Origin of the sequence: Dyella sp. KRB-257 (assembly GCF_049445995.1) — a bacterium.
In the GTDB taxonomy this organism is placed as follows: domain Bacteria; phylum Pseudomonadota; class Gammaproteobacteria; order Xanthomonadales; family Rhodanobacteraceae; genus Dyella_A.
In genome coordinates this window covers 74,619-94,840 of record NZ_JBMSDZ010000011.1, presented here as the reverse complement: position 1 = coordinate 94,840, position 20,222 = coordinate 74,619, and the positions used below count along the sequence as shown (strand labels likewise).

At 67.1% G+C, this 20,222-nt stretch carries 20 protein-coding genes and 1 pseudogene; 16 read left to right on the top strand and 5 right to left on the bottom strand.

The window, feature by feature from the left end:
- Positions 1 to 120 precede the first annotated feature (120 nt).
- The gene (gene ahpC, locus ACO2Q2_RS10610) at positions 121 to 684 is read right to left on the bottom strand and encodes an alkyl hydroperoxide reductase subunit C (protein WP_423255743.1); all 564 of its coding nucleotides are present in this window, start codon (positions 682 to 684) and stop codon (positions 121 to 123) included.
- A gap of 200 nt (positions 685 to 884) precedes the next feature.
- Positions 885 to 1,085: a cation:dicarboxylate symporter family transporter gene (locus ACO2Q2_RS10605; RefSeq protein ID WP_423255742.1), complete on the bottom strand. Its 201-nt coding sequence runs from the start codon at positions 1,083 to 1,085 to the stop codon at positions 885 to 887.
- A gap of 308 nt (positions 1,086 to 1,393) precedes the next feature.
- Here ACO2Q2_RS10605 and prpB point away from each other — a divergent pair, with 308 nt between their 5' ends.
- The 3 genes from prpB to ACO2Q2_RS10590 all read left to right on the top strand — a co-directional run bounded on the left by prpB (position 1,394) and on the right by ACO2Q2_RS10590 (position 4,589).
- A complete protein-coding gene (gene prpB, locus ACO2Q2_RS10600; RefSeq protein ID WP_423255741.1) occupies positions 1,394 to 2,281 on the top strand; it encodes a methylisocitrate lyase in 888 nt (295 codons plus the stop codon).
- Between the two features lie 148 nt (positions 2,282 to 2,429).
- Positions 2,430 to 3,575 carry a bifunctional 2-methylcitrate synthase/citrate synthase gene (prpC, locus tag ACO2Q2_RS10595; RefSeq protein WP_423255740.1) on the top strand — a complete coding sequence of 382 codons (1,146 nt, stop codon included), beginning with the start codon at positions 2,430 to 2,432 and terminating at the stop codon, positions 3,573 to 3,575.
- A 150-nt stretch (positions 3,576 to 3,725) separates the two neighbouring features.
- Complete coding sequence (locus ACO2Q2_RS10590) at positions 3,726 to 4,589, top strand: hypothetical protein (protein ID WP_423255739.1); 864 nt, start codon at positions 3,726 to 3,728, stop codon at positions 4,587 to 4,589.
- Positions 4,590 to 4,596: 7 nt separating this feature from the next.
- Here ACO2Q2_RS10590 and ACO2Q2_RS10585 read toward each other — a convergent pair whose 3' ends face one another.
- On the bottom strand, positions 4,597 to 5,271 hold the full coding sequence (locus tag ACO2Q2_RS10585) for a TerC family protein (RefSeq protein ID WP_423255738.1): 675 nt from the start codon (positions 5,269 to 5,271) through the stop codon (positions 4,597 to 4,599).
- Positions 5,272 to 5,668: 397 nt separating this feature from the next.
- On the opposite strand from ACO2Q2_RS10585, the gene acnD reads away from it, so the two are divergent.
- From acnD to ACO2Q2_RS10525, 12 genes and pseudogenes are all read left to right on the top strand, one after another.
- Positions 5,669 to 8,278, top strand: coding sequence for a Fe/S-dependent 2-methylisocitrate dehydratase AcnD (gene acnD, locus ACO2Q2_RS10580; RefSeq protein ID WP_423255768.1), 2,610 nt, complete (start codon positions 5,669 to 5,671; stop codon positions 8,276 to 8,278).
- Positions 8,279 to 8,325: 47 nt separating this feature from the next.
- Positions 8,326 to 8,712, top strand: coding sequence for an endonuclease domain-containing protein (locus tag ACO2Q2_RS10575; protein ID WP_423255737.1), 387 nt, complete (start codon positions 8,326 to 8,328; stop codon positions 8,710 to 8,712).
- 16 nt (positions 8,713 to 8,728) lie between these two features.
- Positions 8,729 to 9,913 (top strand): 2-methylaconitate cis-trans isomerase PrpF, encoded by a 1,185-nt coding sequence (gene prpF, locus ACO2Q2_RS10570; protein WP_423255736.1) that lies wholly within the window; start codon positions 8,729 to 8,731, stop codon positions 9,911 to 9,913.
- Positions 9,914 to 10,051: 138 nt separating this feature from the next.
- Entirely contained in the window at positions 10,052 to 11,503 is a 1,452-nt protein-coding gene (locus tag ACO2Q2_RS10565) for a bifunctional 2-methylcitrate dehydratase/aconitate hydratase (protein WP_423255735.1), read from the top strand.
- Between the two features lie 133 nt (positions 11,504 to 11,636).
- Positions 11,637 to 12,776: an OmpA family protein gene (locus tag ACO2Q2_RS10560; RefSeq protein ID WP_423255734.1), complete on the top strand. Its 1,140-nt coding sequence runs from the start codon at positions 11,637 to 11,639 to the stop codon at positions 12,774 to 12,776.
- 286 nt (positions 12,777 to 13,062) lie between these two features.
- Positions 13,063 to 14,202: an OmpA family protein gene (locus ACO2Q2_RS10555; protein WP_423255733.1), complete on the top strand. Its 1,140-nt coding sequence runs from the start codon at positions 13,063 to 13,065 to the stop codon at positions 14,200 to 14,202.
- 17 nt (positions 14,203 to 14,219) lie between these two features.
- Complete coding sequence (locus ACO2Q2_RS10550; protein WP_423255732.1) at positions 14,220 to 14,408, top strand: hypothetical protein; 189 nt, start codon at positions 14,220 to 14,222, stop codon at positions 14,406 to 14,408.
- 479 nt (positions 14,409 to 14,887) lie between these two features.
- A complete protein-coding gene (locus ACO2Q2_RS10545; protein WP_423255731.1) occupies positions 14,888 to 15,238 on the top strand; it encodes an ArsR/SmtB family transcription factor in 351 nt (116 codons plus the stop codon).
- Positions 15,235 to 15,729 (top strand): annotated as a pseudogene (locus tag ACO2Q2_RS10540) (arsenate reductase ArsC); the annotation flags it as partial. The gene ACO2Q2_RS10545 and the pseudogene ACO2Q2_RS10540, both read left to right, overlap by 4 nt.
- Positions 15,730 to 15,753: 24 nt before the next feature.
- On the top strand, positions 15,754 to 16,176 hold the full coding sequence (gene arsC / locus ACO2Q2_RS10535; RefSeq protein WP_423255767.1) for an arsenate reductase (glutaredoxin): 423 nt from the start codon (positions 15,754 to 15,756) through the stop codon (positions 16,174 to 16,176).
- Between the two features lie 28 nt (positions 16,177 to 16,204).
- The gene (gene arsB / locus ACO2Q2_RS10530) at positions 16,205 to 17,269 is read left to right on the top strand and encodes an ACR3 family arsenite efflux transporter (protein WP_423255730.1); all 1,065 of its coding nucleotides are present in this window, start codon (positions 16,205 to 16,207) and stop codon (positions 17,267 to 17,269) included.
- On the top strand, positions 17,266 to 17,439 hold the full coding sequence (locus ACO2Q2_RS10525; RefSeq protein WP_423255728.1) for a hypothetical protein: 174 nt from the start codon (positions 17,266 to 17,268) through the stop codon (positions 17,437 to 17,439). The genes arsB and ACO2Q2_RS10525 overlap by 4 nt, the downstream gene beginning before the upstream one ends.
- 104 nt (positions 17,440 to 17,543) lie before the next feature.
- Here the strand turns inward: ACO2Q2_RS10525 and ACO2Q2_RS10520 are convergent, their stop codons facing one another.
- Entirely contained in the window at positions 17,544 to 17,972 is a 429-nt protein-coding gene (locus ACO2Q2_RS10520; RefSeq protein WP_423255727.1) for a SufE family protein, read from the bottom strand.
- A 73-nt stretch (positions 17,973 to 18,045) separates the two neighbouring features.
- Entirely contained in the window at positions 18,046 to 19,410 is a 1,365-nt protein-coding gene (gene cysS, locus ACO2Q2_RS10515) for a cysteine--tRNA ligase (RefSeq protein WP_423255725.1), read from the bottom strand.
- Between the two features lie 163 nt (positions 19,411 to 19,573).
- Here cysS and ACO2Q2_RS10510 point away from each other — a divergent pair, with 163 nt between their 5' ends.
- A complete protein-coding gene (locus ACO2Q2_RS10510; protein ID WP_423255723.1) occupies positions 19,574 to 20,113 on the top strand; it encodes a glycine zipper 2TM domain-containing protein in 540 nt (179 codons plus the stop codon).
- Positions 20,114 to 20,222 lie beyond the last annotated feature (109 nt).

Sequence of the window (20,222 nt, the reverse complement as noted above, 5' to 3'; positions counted from 1 at the left end):
AGTCACTGGACCCCAGCTTTCGCTGGGGCGACGACTCACGTATGCAATGAGTCATGAGGCCCGGAAAGGGCGTCCGGACAGCGCGCGCATCGCGAGCGATGCGCGCGCGAACGGCCGGGTTCAGATCTTGCCGACCAGATCCAGCGATGGCGCGATGGTCTTCTCGCCTTCCTTCCACTTGGCCGGGCATACCTCGTTCGGATGGGCGGCGACGTACTGGGCGGCCTTGAGCTTGCGCAGGGTTTCGGTGACGTCGCGGGCGATCGCGTTGTCGTGGATCTCCAGCGTCTTGATCACGCCTTCCGGATTGATGATGAAGGTGCCGCGCAGGGCCAGGCCTTCCTCGTCGATGTGCACGTCGAACGCGCGGGTCAGCTGGTGGGTCGGATCGCCGACCAGGGCGAACTTGGCCTTGCCCACGGCCGGCGAGGTCTCGTGCCACACCTTGTGCGAGAAGTGGGTGTCGGTGGTGACGACGTATACCTCGGCACCGACCTTCTGGAATTCGGCGTAGTGCTCGGCAGCGTCCTCGACTTCGGTCGGGCAGTTGAAGGTGAAGGCGGCGGGCATGAAGATCACGACGGACCACTTGCCCTTCAGGTCGGCGTCGGTGACTTCGATGAACTGGCCGTTTTTGTATGCGTTCGCCTTGAACGGCTTGATTTCGGTGTTGATCAGGGACATTGCAGCTTCCTGTGGTGGGTGGGTGGATGGTTCGAGCGTCGGCAAAGGCCCGCCCGAGCGAATGCAAGCAGCTTACGGACTTGATGTGCAGTACAGCAAATCGATTGTCTTCATCGTGTTGATTGATGGTGGCTATCGATGGCCGCGCCGCACTGCCCCGAGGTCGGGGCGGTGCGGGAGGAAGGCAACCCGTCCGGACATCAATGCGCCGCCGGCTCGCCGGGGCGCAGGTGCGCATCCACGACCGTGGCGGTGACGATGTCGCCGCCGACGTTGACCGTGGTGCGCAGCATGTCCAGGATGCGGTCCGCGCCGAGCACGATGCCGATGCCTTCGGGCGGGACGTTGAAAGTGGCGAGCAGCCCGGCGATCAACGGCAGCGAACCGCCCGGGATGCCCACCAGGCCACGGCACCGCCAGGAGCCACCAGCGGGAGTACCACGAAGAACGACAGCCGCAGGAAGACCTGTCCCAGCGGGTCGAACACGGCCGCGGATACTTGCCGCATGAGGATCAGGATGCCCGGCATTCAGCGGCCGGCGATCAGGGTCGCGATGGCGGCAAGTACGCCGATGGCCAGGCCCCAGAGAATGCGCGTGGCGAGAGATCCTGATGCGCTCATGCGACGAATGTACGGGGTGGATGCCTCCGCGTCATCCCGGCAGACGCCGCCACGTGCGCTAAAATGCCCATTTTGCGTGGAGGCGGTATGACGCGGCAGCAGACATCTCCAGGGGCGCGTTTCCGCACCGCAGTGACGGAGGAGCGGCCGCTGCAGGTCATGGGCGCCATCACCGCCTACGCCGGCCTGATGGCCAGGCGGGTGGGCTACAAGGCGCTGTACCTGTCCGGCGGCGGCGTGGCGGCCAACTCGCTGGGCATGCCGGATCTCGGCATCAGCACGATGGAGGACGTGCTTACCGACGCGCGCCGCATCGTCGACGCCACCGGCATGCCGCTGCTGGTGGACATCGACACCGGCTGGGGAGGCGCCTTCAACATCGCGCGCACGATCCGCTCGTTCATCAACGTGGGTGCGGCCGCCGTGCACATCGAGGACCAGGTCGGGCAGAAGCGCTGCGGTCATCGTCCGGGCAAGGAAGTGGTGTCGAAGGAGGAGATGGTCGACCGCGTGAAGGCCGCCGTGGACGCGCGCACCGATGCCGATTTCGTGATCATGGCGCGCACCGACGCGGCGGCGACGGAAGGCACCGACGCGGCGATCGACCGCGCCTGCGCGTACGTCGAGGCCGGCGCGGACATGATCTTCCCCGAGGCGATGCAGACGCTGGACGACTACCGCAAGTTCAAGGCGGCGGTGCAGGTGCCGATCCTGGCCAATCTCACCGAGTTCGGCTCCACCCCGTTCTTCACCACCGGCGAACTGCGCTCGGCCAACGTGGACATTGCGCTGTACTGCTGCGGCGCCTACCGCGCCATGAACAAGGCGGCGCTGAATTTCTATGAGACGGTGCGCCGCGAGGGCACCCAGAAGAACCTCATCGATGCGTTGCAGACGCGCGCCGAGCTGTACGACTTCCTCGGCTACCACGCCTACGAAGACAAGCTCGACGCGCTGTTCGCCAAGAAGGACTGACCCCGGCCACGTGTAGGAGCGCACCCTGTGCGCGAATGCTCTTGGCTTTGCTGTCGATCAGGAGCAAGAGCATTCGCGCACAGGGTGCGCTCCTACAGATCAATACGCCGTTCCACCGTTCGAATTCCCTGCATCACAGGAGACATCCATGAGTGAGCAAGCCCTTCCCAAGGCCAAGAAATCCGTGGCACTGTCCGGCGTCGCCGCGGGCAACACCGCGCTGTGCACGGTCGGCCGCAGCGGCAACGACCTGCACTACCGCGGCTACGACATCCACGACCTGGCAGCCAAGGGCTGCTTCGAAGAAGTGGCGCACCTGCTGGTGTACGGCGTGCTGCCGAACTGGACCGAACTGCAGAACTACAAGGCCCGCCTGAAGCGCCTGCGCGGCCTGCCGGCGCCGGTGAAGGGCGCGCTGGAACTGCTGCCAGCGTCCACCCATCCGATGGATGTGCTGCGCACCGGCTGCTCAATGCTCGGCACGGTGCTGCCGGAGAAGGAGGACCACAACCTGGCCGGCGCGCGCGACATCGCCGATCGCCTGATGGCCAGCTTCGGCTCGATGCTGCTGTACTGGTACCACTTCAGCCACAACGGCAAGCGCATCGAGACGCAGACCGACGACGACTCGATTGCCGCGCACTTCCTGCATCTGCTGCACGGCAGGAAGCCCAGCGACCTGCACGCGCACTCGCTGGACAGGTCGCTGGTGCTGTATGCCGAGCACGAGTTCAACGCCTCCACCTTCGCCGCCCGCGTGATCGCCGGCACTGGTTCGGACATGTACTCGGCGATCACCGGCGCGATCGGCGCGCTGCGCGGTCCCAAGCACGGCGGCGCCAACGAGGTGGCGATGGAGATCATCGCGCGCTACCGCAGCGCGGCCGAGGCCGAGGCGGACATCCGTGCCCGTGTCGAGCGCAAGGAGATCATCATCGGCTTCGGCCATCCGGTGTACACGGTGTCCGATCCGCGCAACGAGATCATCAAGGAGATCTCGCGCAAGCTCTGCACCGAGGGCGGCAATCCGACCCTGTTCGACGTCTCCGAGCGGATCGAGAACGTGATGGCCGAGATCAAGAAGATGTTCCCCAACCTCGACTGGTACTCGGCCAGTGCGTACCACATGATGGGCGTGCCGACCGCCATGTTCACGCCGCTGTTCGTGATCGCCCGCACTTCCGGCTGGTGCGCACACGTGATCGAGCAGCGCCAGGACGGCAAGATCATCCGCCCCAGCGCGAACTACACCGGTCCGGAAGACCAGACCTACGTGCCGATCGACAAGCGCTGACCATGCGGCTGCGGAGCGCCCGCATGCATGCATGCGGGCGCTCCGCAGCCCATGCGTGAGCGGCTCATCGCAGCTCATCGACGCAGACTGCACGCACGTTTCCTCAACCTCGCGGCTCCCACTCGCCAGCCTGTGCATGGAGCCGTTGTCATGTCCCTTCGCTTCTCCCGTTCCCCGTCGCTGCGTATCGCGCTGCTTTCGCTGCTTCCCCTCGCCGCATGGAGCTCGGCGTCGTTTGCGCAAAGCGACTCTCCCTCGCCGGCGCTCGATCGCGCCTCGTTCCGCATCGGCGGCTATTACGCCAACGTCGATACCGACATCGGTGCGAGCGACAACGGCGGACTTGCCACCGGCACCTTCAACCTCGAGGACGATCTCGGCTTCAAGGATCACGAGACCGTGCCGCGTGCCCGCGCCGACTTCCTCATCGGCGACCACCAGGGCCTGGCGCTGGACTACTACAGCATCGATCGCAGCCGCACTGCCTCGCTGGTGCGGGATATCAGCTATGGCGGCGTCGATTATGCGGCCAACGCGAACGTGCGTGCCAAGCTCGATTTTGATTTCGGCAGCGTCGCCTGGCGATGGTGGTTTGGCCAGGGCAACGATGCCTTCGGCGTGGGTCTGGGTGGCGCCTGGTACCAGATCGATACCCGCCTGAGCGGGCCGGGCGCGATCACCGGCCTGCCGGACGGTACAATGACCGCCTCGGTCGATACCGGCAGCAAGGACAGTGCCTGGGCTCCGATGCTCCAGCTCGGCTGGCGCCACTCCTTCAACGACCAGTGGCGCATGTACATCGATGCCTCGGGCGTGAAGAAGAACGGCGGCCGGCTGAGCGGGCACATCTACAACGCGGCACTCGGCGTGGAGTGGCTGCCGTGGGAGCACGTCGGCTTCGGGGCCGAATACAACTTCAGCCGGATCAAGCTCGACTGGCGGCGTACCGACTACACCGCCCGATTGGATATGAAGTTGAACGGCCCCTCGATGTACGTGAACTTCCGCTTCTGACGGAGGCTCACGCGTGGCGGCGGCGCTGGCGTTCGGCCAGCCAGCCGCCGCCGCAGACGGCGACCACCAGCAGCAGGTCCAGTGCGTAGCGCGCCCAGGGTCGCGGATCGAACCAGGCGTCGATGAGGTGGTCGTGCGCAATCATCCGCGCCGCCGTCCACGCGATCGCGCCGGCGCCGACGTAGATGATCACCGGGAAGCGGCCGATCAGCCTCAGGATCAGCGTGCTGCCCCACACCACCAGCGGCACGCTGATCAAAAGCCCCAGCACCACCAGCCCCATGTGTCCCTTCGAGGCGCCGGCGATGGCCAGCACGTTGTCCAGGCCCATCAGGGCATCGGCAACGACGATGGTCTTGAGCGCCGACCAGAAGGTGTCGCCGGGGCTGACGTCGGGATTCTCCTCCTCGTGCTTGAGCAGCTTCCAGGCGATTGGCAGCAGCAGCAGGCCTCCGGCCAGCATCAGGCCGGGCAGCTTGAGCAGATAGACCACCACGCCGGTCAGCAGCACGCGCACGGCGACCGCGCCGAAGGTGCCCCAGAACACGGCCTTCTTCTGCAGGCGCGCGGGCAGGTTGCGCGCGGCCAGCGCGATCACGATCGCGTTGTCGCCGGCCAGCACGAGGTCGAGCAGGACGATGGCGAACAGGCCGGAGAAGAATTCGGAGGTGAGGAAATCCATGCGGTTCGATTCCAGCGCGCGGGACGATTGCAATAACCACGGCCGCACGCAGCCCCGTGATTACCGCAAAAGTCTCGTTCGCGGAGGACCGCTGCAGTGACCGGAGCGGTGTTCCGCTCGTGATGACGACCACCGCACGGACGCCCGATGGGCCGGCGTCCGGAACTACTCCCCTTTGGGATCAGTAGCCCGGCATTCTCGGGGCCGTCACGCGTACCCGTCAAGCGCAGGCCCTCAAGGAGCGGGGCTGGTGCCACTACAATGGGGAGCTGTTTTGCGCTGCCGCTTGCCTGCAACGTCCAGGTCCGCTGGGCAGGATCGACCTTCGCGAGGCGCACGTGGGCTGGTGGTCGGCTCGCGGCCGGCCGAGCGTTCACCCCGAGGATTCCCGATGTCCATGAATACCGCCTATCGCCGATCCCTCACTGGCACGTCGCTGGACTATTTCGACGCGTGTGCCGCGGTGGAGGCGATCCGGCCGGGTGCCTACGACACGCTGCCCTATGTCTCGCGCGTGCTGGCCGAGAACCTGGTGCGCCGCTGCGACCCGGCGATCCTCGCCGAGTCGCTCAGGCAGCTCGTCGAGCGCAGGCGCGAGCGCGATTTTCCGTGGTTCCCGGCGCGCGTGGTGTGCCACGACATCCTCGGCCAGACCGCGCTGGTGGATCTGGCCGGCCTGCGCGATGCGATCGCCGAGCGCGGCGGTGATCCGGCCAAGGTGAATCCGGTGGTGCCGGTGCAGCTGATCGTCGACCACTCGCTGGCGGTGGAATGCGGCGGCTTCGACCCGGACGCGTTCACCAAGAACCGCGCGATCGAGGATCGCCGCAACGAGGACCGCTTCCACTTCATCGAGTGGACCAGGCGCGCGTTCGAGAACGTCGACGTGATCCCGCCGGGCAACGGAATCATGCACCAGATCAACCTGGAGAAAATGTCGCCGGTGGTCAGCGTGCAGTGCGACGGGAACGGCAAGGACGTGGCCTGTCCCGATACCTGCGTGGGCACCGACAGCCACACGCCGCACGTGAACGCGCTGGGCGTGATCGCCGTGGGCGTGGGTGGCCTGGAGGCGGAGAGCGTGATGCTCGGCCGCGCCTCGTGGATGCGCCTGCCCGACATCATCGGCGTCGAACTCACCGGGCGTCCGCAGCCGGGCATCACCGCCACCGACATCGTGCTGGCGCTGACCGAATTCCTGCGCGCCGCGAAAGTGGTGGGCGCCTGGCTCGAATTCCGCGGCGAGGGCGCGGCGGCGCTCACCCTGGGCGATCGCGCCACCATCTCCAACATGGCGCCGGAATATGGTGCCACCGCCGCGATGTTCTTCATCGACAGGCAGACCCTGGACTATCTTCGCCTCACCGGCCGCAGCGACGAGCAGGTGAAGCTGGTGGAAACCTACGCCAGGGCCACCGGCCTGTGGGCCGACGCGCTGGCCAGGGCGCAGTACGAGCGCACGCTGAAGTTCGACCTCTCCTCGGTGGTGCGCAACATGGCCGGCCCGTCCAACCCGCACAAGCGCCTGCCGACCTCCGACCTCGCCGCGCGCGGCATTGCGGGGCAGTGGACGGAGCAGCCCGGCCAGATGCCCGACGGCGCCGTGATCATCGCCGCCATCACCAGCTGCACCAACACCAGCAACCCGCGCAACGTGATCGCCGCGGCGCTGCTGGCGCGCAACGCCAATGCGCGCGGCCTCGTGCGCAAGCCGTGGGTGAAAAGCTCGCTGGCGCCCGGCTCCAGGGCGGTGGAGCTGTACCTGAAGGAGGCGAAGCTGCTGCCGGAGCTGGAAAAGCTCGGCTTCGGCATCGTCGCGTTCGCCTGCACCACCTGCAACGGCATGTCCGGCGCACTCGATCCGGCGATCCAGAAAGAGATCATCGACCGCGACCTGTATGCCACCGCCGTGCTGTCGGGCAACCGCAACTTCGACGGCCGTATCCACCCGTACGCCAGGCAGGCGTTCCTGGCGTCGCCGCCGCTGGTGGTCGCCTACGCCATCGCCGGCACCATCCGCTTCGACATCGAACGCGATGCGCTGGGCCATGACGCCGACGGCCGGCCGGTGACGCTCAAGGACATCTGGCCCAGCGACGAGGAGATCGACGCCATCGTGTCCTCCAGCGTAAAGCCGGAGCAGTTCCGCGCCGTCTACGAGCCGATGTTCGCGCGCACCGGCCGCGGCGGTACCCGCGCCGCGCCGCTGTACGACTGGCGCGCGCAGAGCACCTACATCCGCCGTCCGCCCTACTGGGAGGGCGCCCTCGCCGGCGAGCGCAGCCTCACCGGCATGCGTCCGCTGGCGGTGCTCGGCGACAACATCACCACCGATCACCTGTCGCCGTCCAACGCGATCCTGCCGACCAGCGCGGCGGGCGAGTACCTGGCGAAGATGGGCCTGCCGGAAGAGGACTTCAATTCGTACGCGACCCACCGCGGCGACCATCTCACCGCGCAGCGCGCCACCTTCGCCAACCCCACCCTGGTCAACGAGATGGCGGTGGTCGACGGCGCGGTGAAGAAGGGCTCGCTGGCCCGCGTGGAGCCGGAAGGCAAGGTGATGCGCATGTGGGAAGCGATCGAGACCTACATGGCGCGCAAGCAGCCGCTGATCGTGATCGCCGGCGCCGACTACGGCCAGGGCTCCTCGCGCGACTGGGCGGCCAAGGGCGTGCGGCTGGCCGGCGTGGAGGCGATCGCGGCCGAGGGCTTCGAGCGCATCCACCGCACCAACCTGATCGGCATGGGCGTGCTGCCGCTTCAGTTCATGCCCGGCACCGACCGCAAGACGCTGGGCATCGACGGCAGCGAGACCTTCGACGTGGTGGGCCAGCGGATGCCGCGCGCGGAACTCACGCTGGTGATCCATCGCAGGAACGGCGAGCGCGTCGAGGTGCCGGTGACCTGCCGCCTGGACACCGCCGAGGAAGTGTCGATCTACGAGGCGGGCGGCGTGCTGCAGCGCTTCGCGCAGGACTTCCTCGAAGCGTCGCAGGCAGCGTGACCTGACGCCCCTCTCCCCTCGCGGGAGAGGGGTTGGGGAGAGGGGGCATGGAGCAGCGCCAGTTCGCCAAGGTTTTGCGCAAGGAGATGACCGAGGCAGAGCGACTGCTTTGGCGCCATCTCCGCGTACATCGCATGTGCGATCAGAAATTCCGCCGGCAGCAACCCATCGGGCCGTATATCGTGGATTTCGTGCACTTCGGTGCACGTTTGATCGTCGAGGCAGATGGCGGACAGCACAATGGCAGCAGCAGCGATGCAGAGCGTGACGCATGGTTGCGGAGCCAGGGTTTCAGCGTTCTTCGCTTCTGGAACGACGACATATTGCTGAACATCGAAGCGGTGCTTGAGGTGGTACTGAAAGAACTTGCCAAGGGCGCCCCCTCTCCCCCGGCCCCTCTCCCGCAAGGGGAGAGGGGAGGTGAACGAACTTGATCGCACAGGTATTCCCATGAGCCACAAGCCCCAGACCCGCATCCCCGCCACCTACATGCGCGGCGGCACCAGCAAAGGCGTGTTCTTCCGCCTCGACGACCTGCCCGGAGCGGCGCAGGTGCCGGGCACCGCGCGCGATGCCCTGCTGATGCGGGTGATCGGCAGCCCCGATCCCTACGGCAAGCAGATCGACGGCATGGGCGGCGCCACCTCCAGCACCAGCAAGACGGTGATCGTCGGCAAGAGCCCGCGACCGGATCACGACGTGGACTACCTGTTCGGCCAGGTGGCGATCGACAAGGCCTTCGTCGACTGGAGCGGCAACTGCGGCAACCTGTCGGCGGCGGTCGGCCCGTTCGCCATCGCGGCGGGCCTGGTCGATCCGGCGCGCGTGCCGCGTGACGGCATGGCGGTCGTGCGCATCTGGCAGGCCAATATCGGCAAGACGATCATCGCCCACGTGCCGATGACCGACGGCGCGGTGCAGGAGACCGGCGATTTCGAACTGGACGGGGTGACCTTCCCGGCCGCCGAAGTGCAGCTGGAGTTCATCGATCCGGCGGCCGAGGAAGACGGCGCGGGCGGGGCCATGTTCCCCACCGGCAACCTGGTCGACGACATGGAGGTGCCGGGCGTCGGCACGCTCAGGGCAACCCTGATCAACGCCGGCATTCCCACGATCTTCGTCGAGGCCGCCGCGATCGGCTACACCGGCACGGAGCTGCAGGACGCCATCAACGGCGATGAAAGAGCGCTGGCGATGTTCGAGACCGTGCGCGCGCACGGCGCGCTGCGCATGGGACTGATCCAGTCGCTGGACGCGATCGCCACGCGCCAGCACACGCCCAAGGTGGCCTTCGTCGCTCCGCCGGCCGATTACGTCGCCTCGAGCGGCAAGCCGGTGAAGGCGGGTGACATCGATCTGCTGGTGCGCGCGATGTCGATGGGCAGGCTGCATCACGCGATGATGGGCACCGCCGCGGTGGCGATCGGCACCGCGGCGGCCATTCCCGGCACGCTGGTGAATCTGGCCGCCGGCGGCGGCGAGCGGCAGTCGGTGCGCTTCGGCCACCCGTCGGGGACTTTGCGGGTGGGCGCCGAGGCGGTGCGGGTCGACGGCATGTGGACGGTGACCAAGGCGATCATGAGCCGTAGCGCACGCGTGCTGATGGAAGGCCGGGTGCGCGTGCCCGCGCAGTGAGCCCGCACGGGCAGGCGTCGACATTTTCCCGTTCCGGCGACATTCGCGCGGCTACTCTCGACGGGGATGGCCGCAAACCGGGTGGAATCGACCGTCCCGATGCCGTGCCCGATTCACTGTCTTCAGGAGACCCGCCTCATGAGCGTGCGCGATATCCGTTCCGCCCGGCGTCCGGAGCCCGACCAGCCACTGGTCGACATCGCCGACTACGTGACCGATTACTCGATCGACTCGACCGAGGCGTACGACACGGCGCGCATCATGCTGCTCGACTCGCTGGCCACGGCGATGCTGGCAATGAAGTTTCCCGAGTGCGTCAAGCACCTCGGCCCGCTGGTGCCCGGAGCGACGCTGCCGGGCGGCGCACGCGTGCCGGGCACCAGCCATGAGCTCGATCCCGCGCAGGCCGCGTTCGCGATCGGCACGCAGATCCGCTGGCTCGATTTCAACGACACCTGGCTGGCAGCCGAATGGGGCCACCCGTCGGACAACCTCGGCGCGATCCTGGCCGTGGCCGATTACCTCGACCGCAAGGCCGGGCGCGAAGGCGGCCAGCCGCTGACCGTGCGCGACGTGCTGACCTGGGCGATCAAGGCGCACGAGATCCAGGGCTGCTACGCGCTGAAGAACAGCTTCAACCGCGTCGGCCAGGACCACGTGATCCTGGTGCGCCTGGCTTCCACCGCGGTGACCACCGCGATGCTGGGCGGCAGCAAGGAGCGAATCACCACGGCCGTATCCCACAGCTGGATCGACAACGGCGCACTGCGCACTTACCGCCACGCGCCGAACACCGGGCCGCGCAAGAGCTGGGCCGCAGGTGACGCCTGCCGCCGCGCCGTCATCCATGCGATCAACGCCGTGTACCGCGGCGAGGTCGGGTATCCGTCGGCGCTGTCCGCCCGGACCTGGGGCTATTACGACGTCGCCTTCCAGGGCAAGGCGTTCGAGTTCGAGCGGCCGTTCGGCAGCTACGTGATGGAGAACGTGCTGTTCAAGATCAGCTTCCCCGCCGAGTTCCACGCGCAGACCGCAGTGGAGTGCGCGATGCAGCTGCACGACCAGGTCGCCGGCAGGCTCGACCAGATCGAGAGGATCGAGATCGAGACCCAGCAGGCGGGCCGTCGCATCATCGACAAGACCGGCCCGCTGGCCAATTACGCCGACCGCGATCACTGCATCCAGTACATGGTGGCCGTGCCGCTGATCTTTGGCCGCCTCACCGCCGACGACTATGGCGACGACGTGGCTGCCGATCCGCGCATCGATGCCCTGCGCGACCGGATGGTGGTCAGCGAGAATCCGCAGTTCACCAGGGATTACTTCGATCCGGACAAGCGCTTCATCGGCAACGCGGTGCAGGTGTTCTTCAAGGACGGCTCCAGCACCGGGAGGGTGGCGATCGACTTTCCCATCGGCCATCGCCGGCGTCGCGCCGAAGGCCTGCCGGTACTGCTCGGGAAGTTCGAGGCTGCGATGCGTGGCCAGCTTCCGGCCCACAAGGTCAAGACGATCATGCGGGCAACGGCCGATCCCGCTTCGCTCGATTCGATGCCGGTTCAGCGTTTCATGGAACTTTTCACATTGTAAAGACAGCGTGAGCCCATAATCGATTTCGTCTTAAGGGTAGCGGTGTTCGTCATTCGCGAAGCCCTCGTGATCGCCGCTGCGGCTGCGCCCTGAAAGATTCGAAAAACTAAAGAAATCACCAAGGAGACACCTGATGAAACGTAAGGGCTTGTATTTTCTGATTGCTTTGGCCCTGGGCGGCGTGGGTGCCGTTCATGCGCAGGACGCGGCCCCGGCGCCGGTGGACAGCGCGTCGAGCATGAGCTCGTCGAGCTACGACGACCGCTGGTATATCGCGCCGACGATTGGTGGTTATTACAACGACACGGATCGCAACACGAACAGCCGCCAGATTTACTACGGTCTGGGCGTGGGCCGCTTCATTTCGCCGAATGCCTCGATCGACCTGTTCGCCGACCGCACCAAGCGTGACGTGGATTCGGCGGTGGGCGGCGGCAACTGGTCGAACAACAGCTTCGGCGTGGCGGCCCGTTTCTATCGGGGCGAGTGGACCGCATGGCGTCCGTACCTGCTGGTTGGCGTGATGGGCAGCAACCATCACAACCGTGGAGACAGCGGTTGGTCGCCGGCGGCGGAGCTGGGCGTGGGCGTGTCCAAGACGATCACGGACAGCTCGGACGTGCGCATGGAGACTGGTTACCGCTACGACTTTGACGACAAGAGCCAGCCGGCGCAGGACGGCTACGGCGACTGGTTCCTGGGCTTCAGCATCGTGTCGCGCTTCGGCGCGCCGCCGGCGGCGCCGGCTCCGGTCGCTGCGCCGGCCCCGGCGGCGCCGGACTGCTCGACGCTGGACAGCGACGGCGACCAGGTGAACGACTGCGACGACAAGTGCCCGGCGACGCCGGCCGGCACGATCGTGGGTCCGGACGGTTGCCCGCAGAAGGTGGTGATCGACCTGCGCGGGGTGAACTTCAAGTTCGACTACCCGAAGAAGGGTCACGTGAAGGCGTCGGAGATCGGCAAGGCGCTGGCCGAGCCGACGGCGGACTCGCTGTCGATCCTGGACCAGGCGGTGGACACGCTGCAGCGCTACCCGCAGGTGAAGGTGACGGTGGCCGGTTATACCGACTCGGTGGGTACCGACGCGTACAACCAGGGGCTGTCGGAGCGTCGCGCGCAGATCGTGTACGACTACCTGACGGCGCACGGGATCGATGCGAGCCGCCTGGAAGGCCCGATCGGCCACGGCGAGAACGATCCGGTGGACACGAACGACACGGAGGCCGGTCGCGCCCGCAACCGCCGCACGGAGCTGCAGGTGCAGCAGTAAGCACTGCCGCGGTACCTATGAAGAAGCCCGGCATCCGCCGGGCTTCTTCTTTTCGGGAGCAGGTGGAAAAGGAGCTTGTGTTTCCTGAACAACGCCTCACCGGGTTGCGGCGGTGCAATGTGATTTGCATCCCATGATTTAACGGTTTTGATACACTTCGTCCGGCTTGCGGCAGGAACGCCAGGTGAGGAGCGGCAACGCTCCATTTGTTTGTGTTCAGTTCTGATGCGCGATTTCCGTCTGATGTGGAATGGACGCGAAAACCAATAATCAAAGGAGACACCTGATGAAACGTAAGGGCTTGTATTTTCTGATTGCTTTGGCCCTGGGCGGCGTGGGTGCCGTTCATGCGCAGGACGCGGCCCCGGCGCCGGCGGACAGCGCGCCGAGCATGAGCTCGTCGAGCTATGACGACCGCTGGTATATCGCGCCGACGATCGGCGGTTACTACAACGACACGGATCGCAACACGAACAGCCGCCAGATTTACTACGGTCTGGGCGTGGGCCGGTTCATTTCGCCGAATGCCTCGATCGACCTGTTCGCCGACCGCACCAAGCGTGACGTGGACTCGGCGGTGGGCGGCGGCAACTGGTCGAACAACAGCTTCGGCGTGGCGGCCCGTTTCTATCGGGGCGAGTGGACCGCGTGGCGTCCGTACCTGCTGGTTGGCGTGATGGGCAGCAACCATCACAACCGTGGAGACAGCGGTTGGTCGCCGGCGGCGGAGCTGGGCGTGGGCGTGTCCAAGACGATCACGGACAGCTCGGACGTGCGCATGGAGACTGGTTACCGCTACGACTTTGACGACAAGAGCCAGCCGGCGCAGGACGGCTACGGCGACTGGTTCCTGGGCTTCAGCATCGTGTCGCGCTTCGGCGCGCCGCCGGCGGCGCCGGCTCCGGTCGCTGCGCCGGCCCCGGCGGCGCCGGACTGCTCGACGCTGGACAGCGACGGCGACCAGGTGAACGACTGCGACGACAAGTGCCCGGCGACGCCGGCCGGCACGATCGTGGGTCCGGACGGTTGCCCGCAGAAGGTGGTGATCGACCTGCGCGGGGTGAACTTCAAGTTCGACTACCCGAAGAAGGGTCACGTGAAGGCGGGCGAGATCGGCAAGGCGCTGGCCGAGCCGACGGCGGACTCGCTGTCGATCCTGGACCAGGCGGTGGACACGCTGCAGCGCTACCCGCAGGTGAAGGTGACGGTGGCCGGTTATACCGACTCGGTGGGTACCGACGCGTACAACCAGGGGCTGTCGGAGCGTCGCGCGCAGATCGTGTACGACTACCTGACGGCGCACGGGATCGATGCGAGCCGCCTGGAAGGCCCGATCGGCCACGGCGAGAACGATCCGGTGGACACGAACGACACGGAGGCCGGTCGCGCCCGCAACCGCCGCACGGAGCTGCAGGTGCAGCAGTAAGCACTGCCGCGGTACCTATGAAGAAGCCCGGCATCCGCCGGGCTTCTTCTTTTCGGGTGCGCAGGCAGGACGCACTTGCCTTCGAAGTGAACTTCCTCTACTCACTCGGCAAGGGAAAAGGGAAAGAGTTGACCAGAGGCAAGGGCGATCCGGGTGACTGGCCGTCTGGAGGAAACCTGAGGCAAAACGCTGGCTTGATGACATGACCGCTAGCTGTAGCGCTTGCGAAATAAATGAACTATTTTCCCCATCAAGGCACTGAACCCGGTGCTGCGAGGATGGGTGGGTATTCACAGCTCAGCCAGAGCAAGGCGCTGTGGAAGGACCTCGACGAATGGCTGCGGTGTCGGCTGCGCCGTCTGGTATGGCGACAGGCCAGGACGCGGCCGCGGCGTAGCGCCATGCTGCACCAACGAGGGCTGTCGGAGGCGCTGGCCTGGCGCTCGGGCCACCATGGGCAAGGCCCGTGGTGAACAGTGGTGCCAGCCACATGAATCACGCGTTCCTGAAACCTTCTTCGACCGGCTGCGGTGGGTCACCATGACCATACCAGCCGGTATCTCAGTGTCACGCGTTAACGCAGTATGCGGAACCGCACGTACGGTGGTGTGTGAGGGAACCAGAGAATTTCGGCTCCCCCCCCGAGGGTCTTGCCTTGCGCAAATATATCCATAATTCTAGATATATGGATAACAACGATGCACTCGCTACCCTTGCCGCGCTCGCCCAGCCCACCCGGCTGGCGGTGTTCCGCCTGCTGGTGGCGAACGAGCCGCACGGCATGCCGGCGGGCGACGTGGCCACGACACTCGACGTGCCACAGAACACCATGTCCACGCACCTGGGTGTACTGGCCCGCGCCGGCCTGGTGCATGCCGAACGGCGCAGCCGCTCGATGATCTACCGCGCCCGGCTCGACACGCTGCGTGCCCTGATGCTGTTTCTCGCCCGCGACTGCTGCAACGCCCATCCCGGACTGTGCACGTCGCTGCTGGCCGAACTGGCCTGCTGCCCACCTGCCAAGGCCATTCCATGACCGATCACATCTTCAACGTGCTGTTCCTGTGCACCGGCAATTCGGCGCGCTCGATCCTTGCCGAGAGTCTGCTCAACCAGTTGGGCGAGGGGCGCTTTCGCGCGTTCTCGGCCGGCAGCCGGCCCAGGGGTGAGGTGCACCCGCTGGCGCTCAGGCTGCTGCGGGACGTGGGGCATCCGATCGATGGTCTGCGTTCGAAGAACGTCGACGAGTTCGCCGCCGCTGACGCGCCAGTGATGGACTTCGTCTTCACCGTCTGCGACAACGCCGCTGGCGAGATCTGCCCGATCTGGCCAGGGCATCCGCTGACCGCGCACTGGGGTATCGGGGATCCGGCCGCCGCCACCGGCACCCCCGAACAACGCGAGCAGGCCTTCCACACCGCGTTCCGACTGCTGGCCAACCGCATCCGCGCCTTCACCGCCTTGCCGCTGGCAGGACTGGAGCGCGAGTCGCTGCGCGCGCAGTTGCAGCAGATCGGCCGCAGCGAGGGCGCCAGCGCCGCGACCGTGCCGGTGGACGTGGTGATCTACCACAACCCCGACTGCGGCACCTCGCGCAACACGCTGGCGCTGATCCGCCACTGCGGCTTCGAGCCGCACGTGATCGAGTACCTGAAGACGCCGCCGAGCCGCGCGCTGCTCGCCCAGCTCGCCGCCCGCACCGGCGAGCCGCTGCGCGCGCTGATCCGCGAGAAGGCCGCGCCGTATGCCGAGCTGGGCCTGGACGACACCACGCTGTCGGATGACGCGCTGCTCGACGCCATGCTCGCCCATCCGATCCTGATCAACCGGCCGCTCGTCGTCTCGCCGCTGGGCGTGGCGCTGTGCCGGCCGTCCGAGCGCGTGCTCGAGCTGCTGCCGCTGCGTCCGCGCGGCGCCTTCGTCAAGGAGGATGGCGAGGCGGTGCTGGATACCCAGGGCCGTCGCGTCGGCTGATTTCCTTTCACACTTTCCGGGTTCACCGATGACCGCCGCCGCCCCGCGCCTTCGCCTTTCGTTTCTCGACCGCTACCTCACCGTGTGGATCTTCGCCGCCATGGCGCTGGGCGTGCTGCTCGGCTCGCTGTTCACCGCGCTGCCCGCGGCACTCGACCGCCTGAGCATCGGCAGCACCAATATCCCGATCGCGATCGGCCTGGTGCTGATGATGTATCCGCCGCTGGCCAGGGTGCGCTACGAGGAGCTGCACCAGGTGTTCGCCGACCGCCGGCTGCTGTGGCTGTCGCTGCTGCAGAACTGGGTGATCGGGCCGCTGCTGATGTTCGCGCTGGCGGTGATCTTCCTGCGCGACCAGCCCGGATACATGACCGGCCTGATCCTGATCGGTCTGGCGCGCTGCATCGCGATGGTGCTGGTGTGGAACCAGCTGGCCGGTGGCGACAATCAGTACGTGGCGGGCCTGGTGGCGTTCAATGCGATCTTCCAGCTGCTCACCTTCGGCGCGTACGCATGGTTCTTCCTCGGCGTGCTGCCGCCCATGTTCGGGCTGGCCGGGCAGGTGGTGCCGGTGGCGTTTTCCACGATTGCCGGGGCGGTGCTGATCTACCTCGGCATCCCGTTCGCCGCCGGCTGGCTGAGCCGGCGCGTGCTGATCCGCACGAAGGGCGAGCGCTGGTACGCCGAGCGCTTCCTGCCGCGGATCGGGCCGATCACCCTGGTGGCGCTGCTGTTCACCATCGTGGCGATGTTCAGCCTCAAGGGCGGCGAGCTGCTCGCGCTGCCGGGCGACGTGCTGCGCGTGGCGCTGCCGCTGGTGGTGTACTTCGTGGTGATGTTCGCGGTGAGCTTCGCGATGGCGCGCTTCGTCGGCGCCAACTACCCGCGCACCACGGCGGTGGCGTTCACCGCCGCCGGCAACAACTTCGAGCTGGCGATCGCGGTGGCGATCGCCGCGTTCGGGCTGGCGTCGAAGGTGGCCCTTGCCGCGGTGATCGGACCACTGGTGGAGGTGCCGGTGCTGCTGGCGCTGGTGCATGCGGCGCGGGCGATGCAGTCGCGCTTTCCGGTGACGGCGGAGGCCGGCGCATGAAGCCCGCGGCCTACTACGCCCGCATCGTCGACGTGATGGTGGAGCTGGTGCGCTTCACCGTGCTGCTGCAGCCGCATGCGGCGCAGCTGGTGGATCGCTATGCCGAGCGGCGCGAGGCGAACCAGCCGGTGCTCGGAGCTGCGGTCAGCGAAACCCTCGCCAACATGTAGAGCGGCCTGCCTCGCGATGCACTTCCCTGCCGTGCCCCGTCGCAGCACGTGTCAACTACCTCGACCTGTGGGAGCGGCTTCAGCCGCGACGCTTTCGCGCCTGCTCAAGCCAGCGCCGCGGCCGCGTAGGCCTTGAGCTTGGCCAGCATCGCGGCCAGCCCGTTGGAGCGCGTGGGCGAGAGGTGCTTGGCCAGGCCGATGGCCTGGATGAACTCCGGCTCGGTCGCCACGATCTCGGCGGCCGGGCGGTCGGAATAGACGCGCAGGACCAGGGCGATCAGGCCGGACACGATCGCCGAGTCGCTGGCCGCGTCGAAGTGCATCTTCGACGCATCGCCGCTGGGCACCAGCCACACCATCGACTGGCAGCCGTGCACGCGGTTCGCCTCGGTCTTCGCATCCTCGGGGAACGGCGGCAACTGCTTGCCCAGGTCGATCAGGTACTGGTAACGCTCGGTCCAGTCGCTGAAGAAGGCGAACTCCTCGGCGATCTGTTGTTGCGCGTCGCGGGCGGTGGTGGTCGTTTCTGTCATCCGCGCATTATCGCGCTCATGCCCGCTGGAAGCGATCTGGTCGCATGGTTGTAGGAGCGCACAGGGTGCGCTCCTACATCACGCTCCAGCGCGTGCCCTGCGCGCCGTCCTCGATCACCACGCCCATCGCCGTCAGCTCGGCGCGGATCGCGTCGGCGCGGGCGAAGTCCTTCGCCGCACGCGCGGCGCGACGTTCTTCCAGCAGGGCCTCGACGCGTGCGCCGTCGACGCCGTCGGCGCCGCGCTGGAACCACGCTTGCGGGTCCTGCTGCAGCAGGCCGAGCACCGCGCCGCCGCCGAGCAGGGCGGTCTTGGCCGTCGCCGTGCCCGACTGCCGCGCCGCATCGGCCAGCAGCGACAGCTCGGCCAGCGCCTGCGGCGTGTTGAGGTCGTCGCACAGCGCCCCCTCGATGCTTTCCGGCACCGGCAGTGCGCCTTCGATCATCGGCACCGATTCCAGATCGCGCAGCACGCGGTACCAGCCGTCCAGCGTGCTGGTCGCCTGCGCGATCGCGTTGTCCGACCAGTCCAGCGGCTGGCGGTAGTGGCCGCGCAGCAGCAGCAGACGCAGCGCCTCGGGCGGGTGCTGCTGGAGCAGCTGGTGGACGTGCAGCACGTTGCCCAGCGACTTGGACATCTTGCGACCGTCGAAGGTGAGCATGCCGTTGTGCATCCACCAGCGCGCGAAGGTCTTCCCGCCGTGGGCGCAGGTGGATTGGGCGATCTCGTTCTCGTGGTGCGGGAACTGCAGGTCGATGCCGCCGGCGTGGATGTCGATGGTCTCGCCCAGATGCGCCGCGCTCATCGCCGAGCACTCGATGTGCCAGCCGGGGCGGCCGCGGCCCCAGGGGCTGTCCCAGCCGGGCAGTTCGGGCGTGGACGGTTTCCACAGCACGAAGTCCGCGGGGTTCTTCTTGTACGGCGCCACCTCGACGCGGGCGCCGGCGATCATTTCTTCCGTGTCGCGGCCGGACAGCGCGCCGTAGGCGGCGTAGGAGGCCACGTCGAACAGCACGTGGCCTTCGGCAGCGTAGGCGTGGCCGCCGGCGATCAGTGTCTGGATCATCGCGATGATCTCGCCGATGTGGGCGGTGGCGTGCGGCTCGACGTCGGGCGGGGCGATGCCGAGGCTGGCCATGTCCTCGCGGTAGGCGGCGGCGAAGCGGTCGGTGATCGCGCCGATCGGCACGCCCTGTTCGAGCGCGGCGGTGTTGATCTTGTCGTCCACGTCGGTGATGTTGCGGGCGTAGACCACGCGCGGGTAGTGCCGCCGCAGCAACCGCACCAGCACGTCGAACACCACCGGGCCGCGCGCGTTGCCGATGTGCACGTAGCTGTACACGGTGGGACCGCACAGGTACACGGTGACGCGCTCGGGATTCAGCGGCGCAAACGGTTCGACGCGGCGACTGAGGCTGTTGTAGAGCGAAATCGGCATCGGCGGGGGTTCCGGCGGCGGGCAAAACAGGGCCGGGCATCTTAACAAGGCCCAGGCTGCGCCGTCGGCCAAGGTCGTTCTAAGCGTGGATTCAGAGTGAATTTGCTCGAATGCGACATGGCCCGACAGGGGGCCGGCTACTTCTCCCGAGCTGGAGTCCGCAATGAGCAAGATGTTGTTTCCCGTGCTGGCACTGACCCTGCTTGCCGGTACCGTCCACGCGCAGGACCGCTACGGACCGCCGCCTGGCCGCGGTGGCTACGACGGCAGCCATTACGGCTGGGCGGACGTGCTGCGGGTCGATCCGAATTACGCGGTGGTGCGCACCGAGGCGCCCCAGCAGGAGTGCTACGACCAGCCGGTGGTGCGCCGCGAGGGCGGCAACACCACGGCCGGCACGGTGCTCGGTGCCATCGTGGGCGGCGTGCTGGGCAACACGGTCGGCAAGGGTGACGGCCGCAAGGCGGCCACCGTGGTCGGTGCCGTGGCCGGCGGCGCGATCGGCCATCGGGCGGCCGGCAGCGGCCGCGAGTACGAGGACACCGTGACCCGCTGCCGCGAGGTGAGCCGGGTCAGCGAGCAGCGCCGCATCACCAGTTACGACGTGGAGTACCGCTACCGCGGCGAGGTGTATACCTCGCGCCTCAACTACGACCCCGGCGAGCGCCTGCGCGTGCGGGTGAGCGTGGAACCGGCCGACTGACCGGTGCCGCCCGCAATCGTCACGACCGCCGCCTTCGGGCGGCGGTCGCGTTTTCAGGCCCCTGCGGCAAAATTTGTTGCACGGCAGCGAAATTGCCGCCATCATCCGG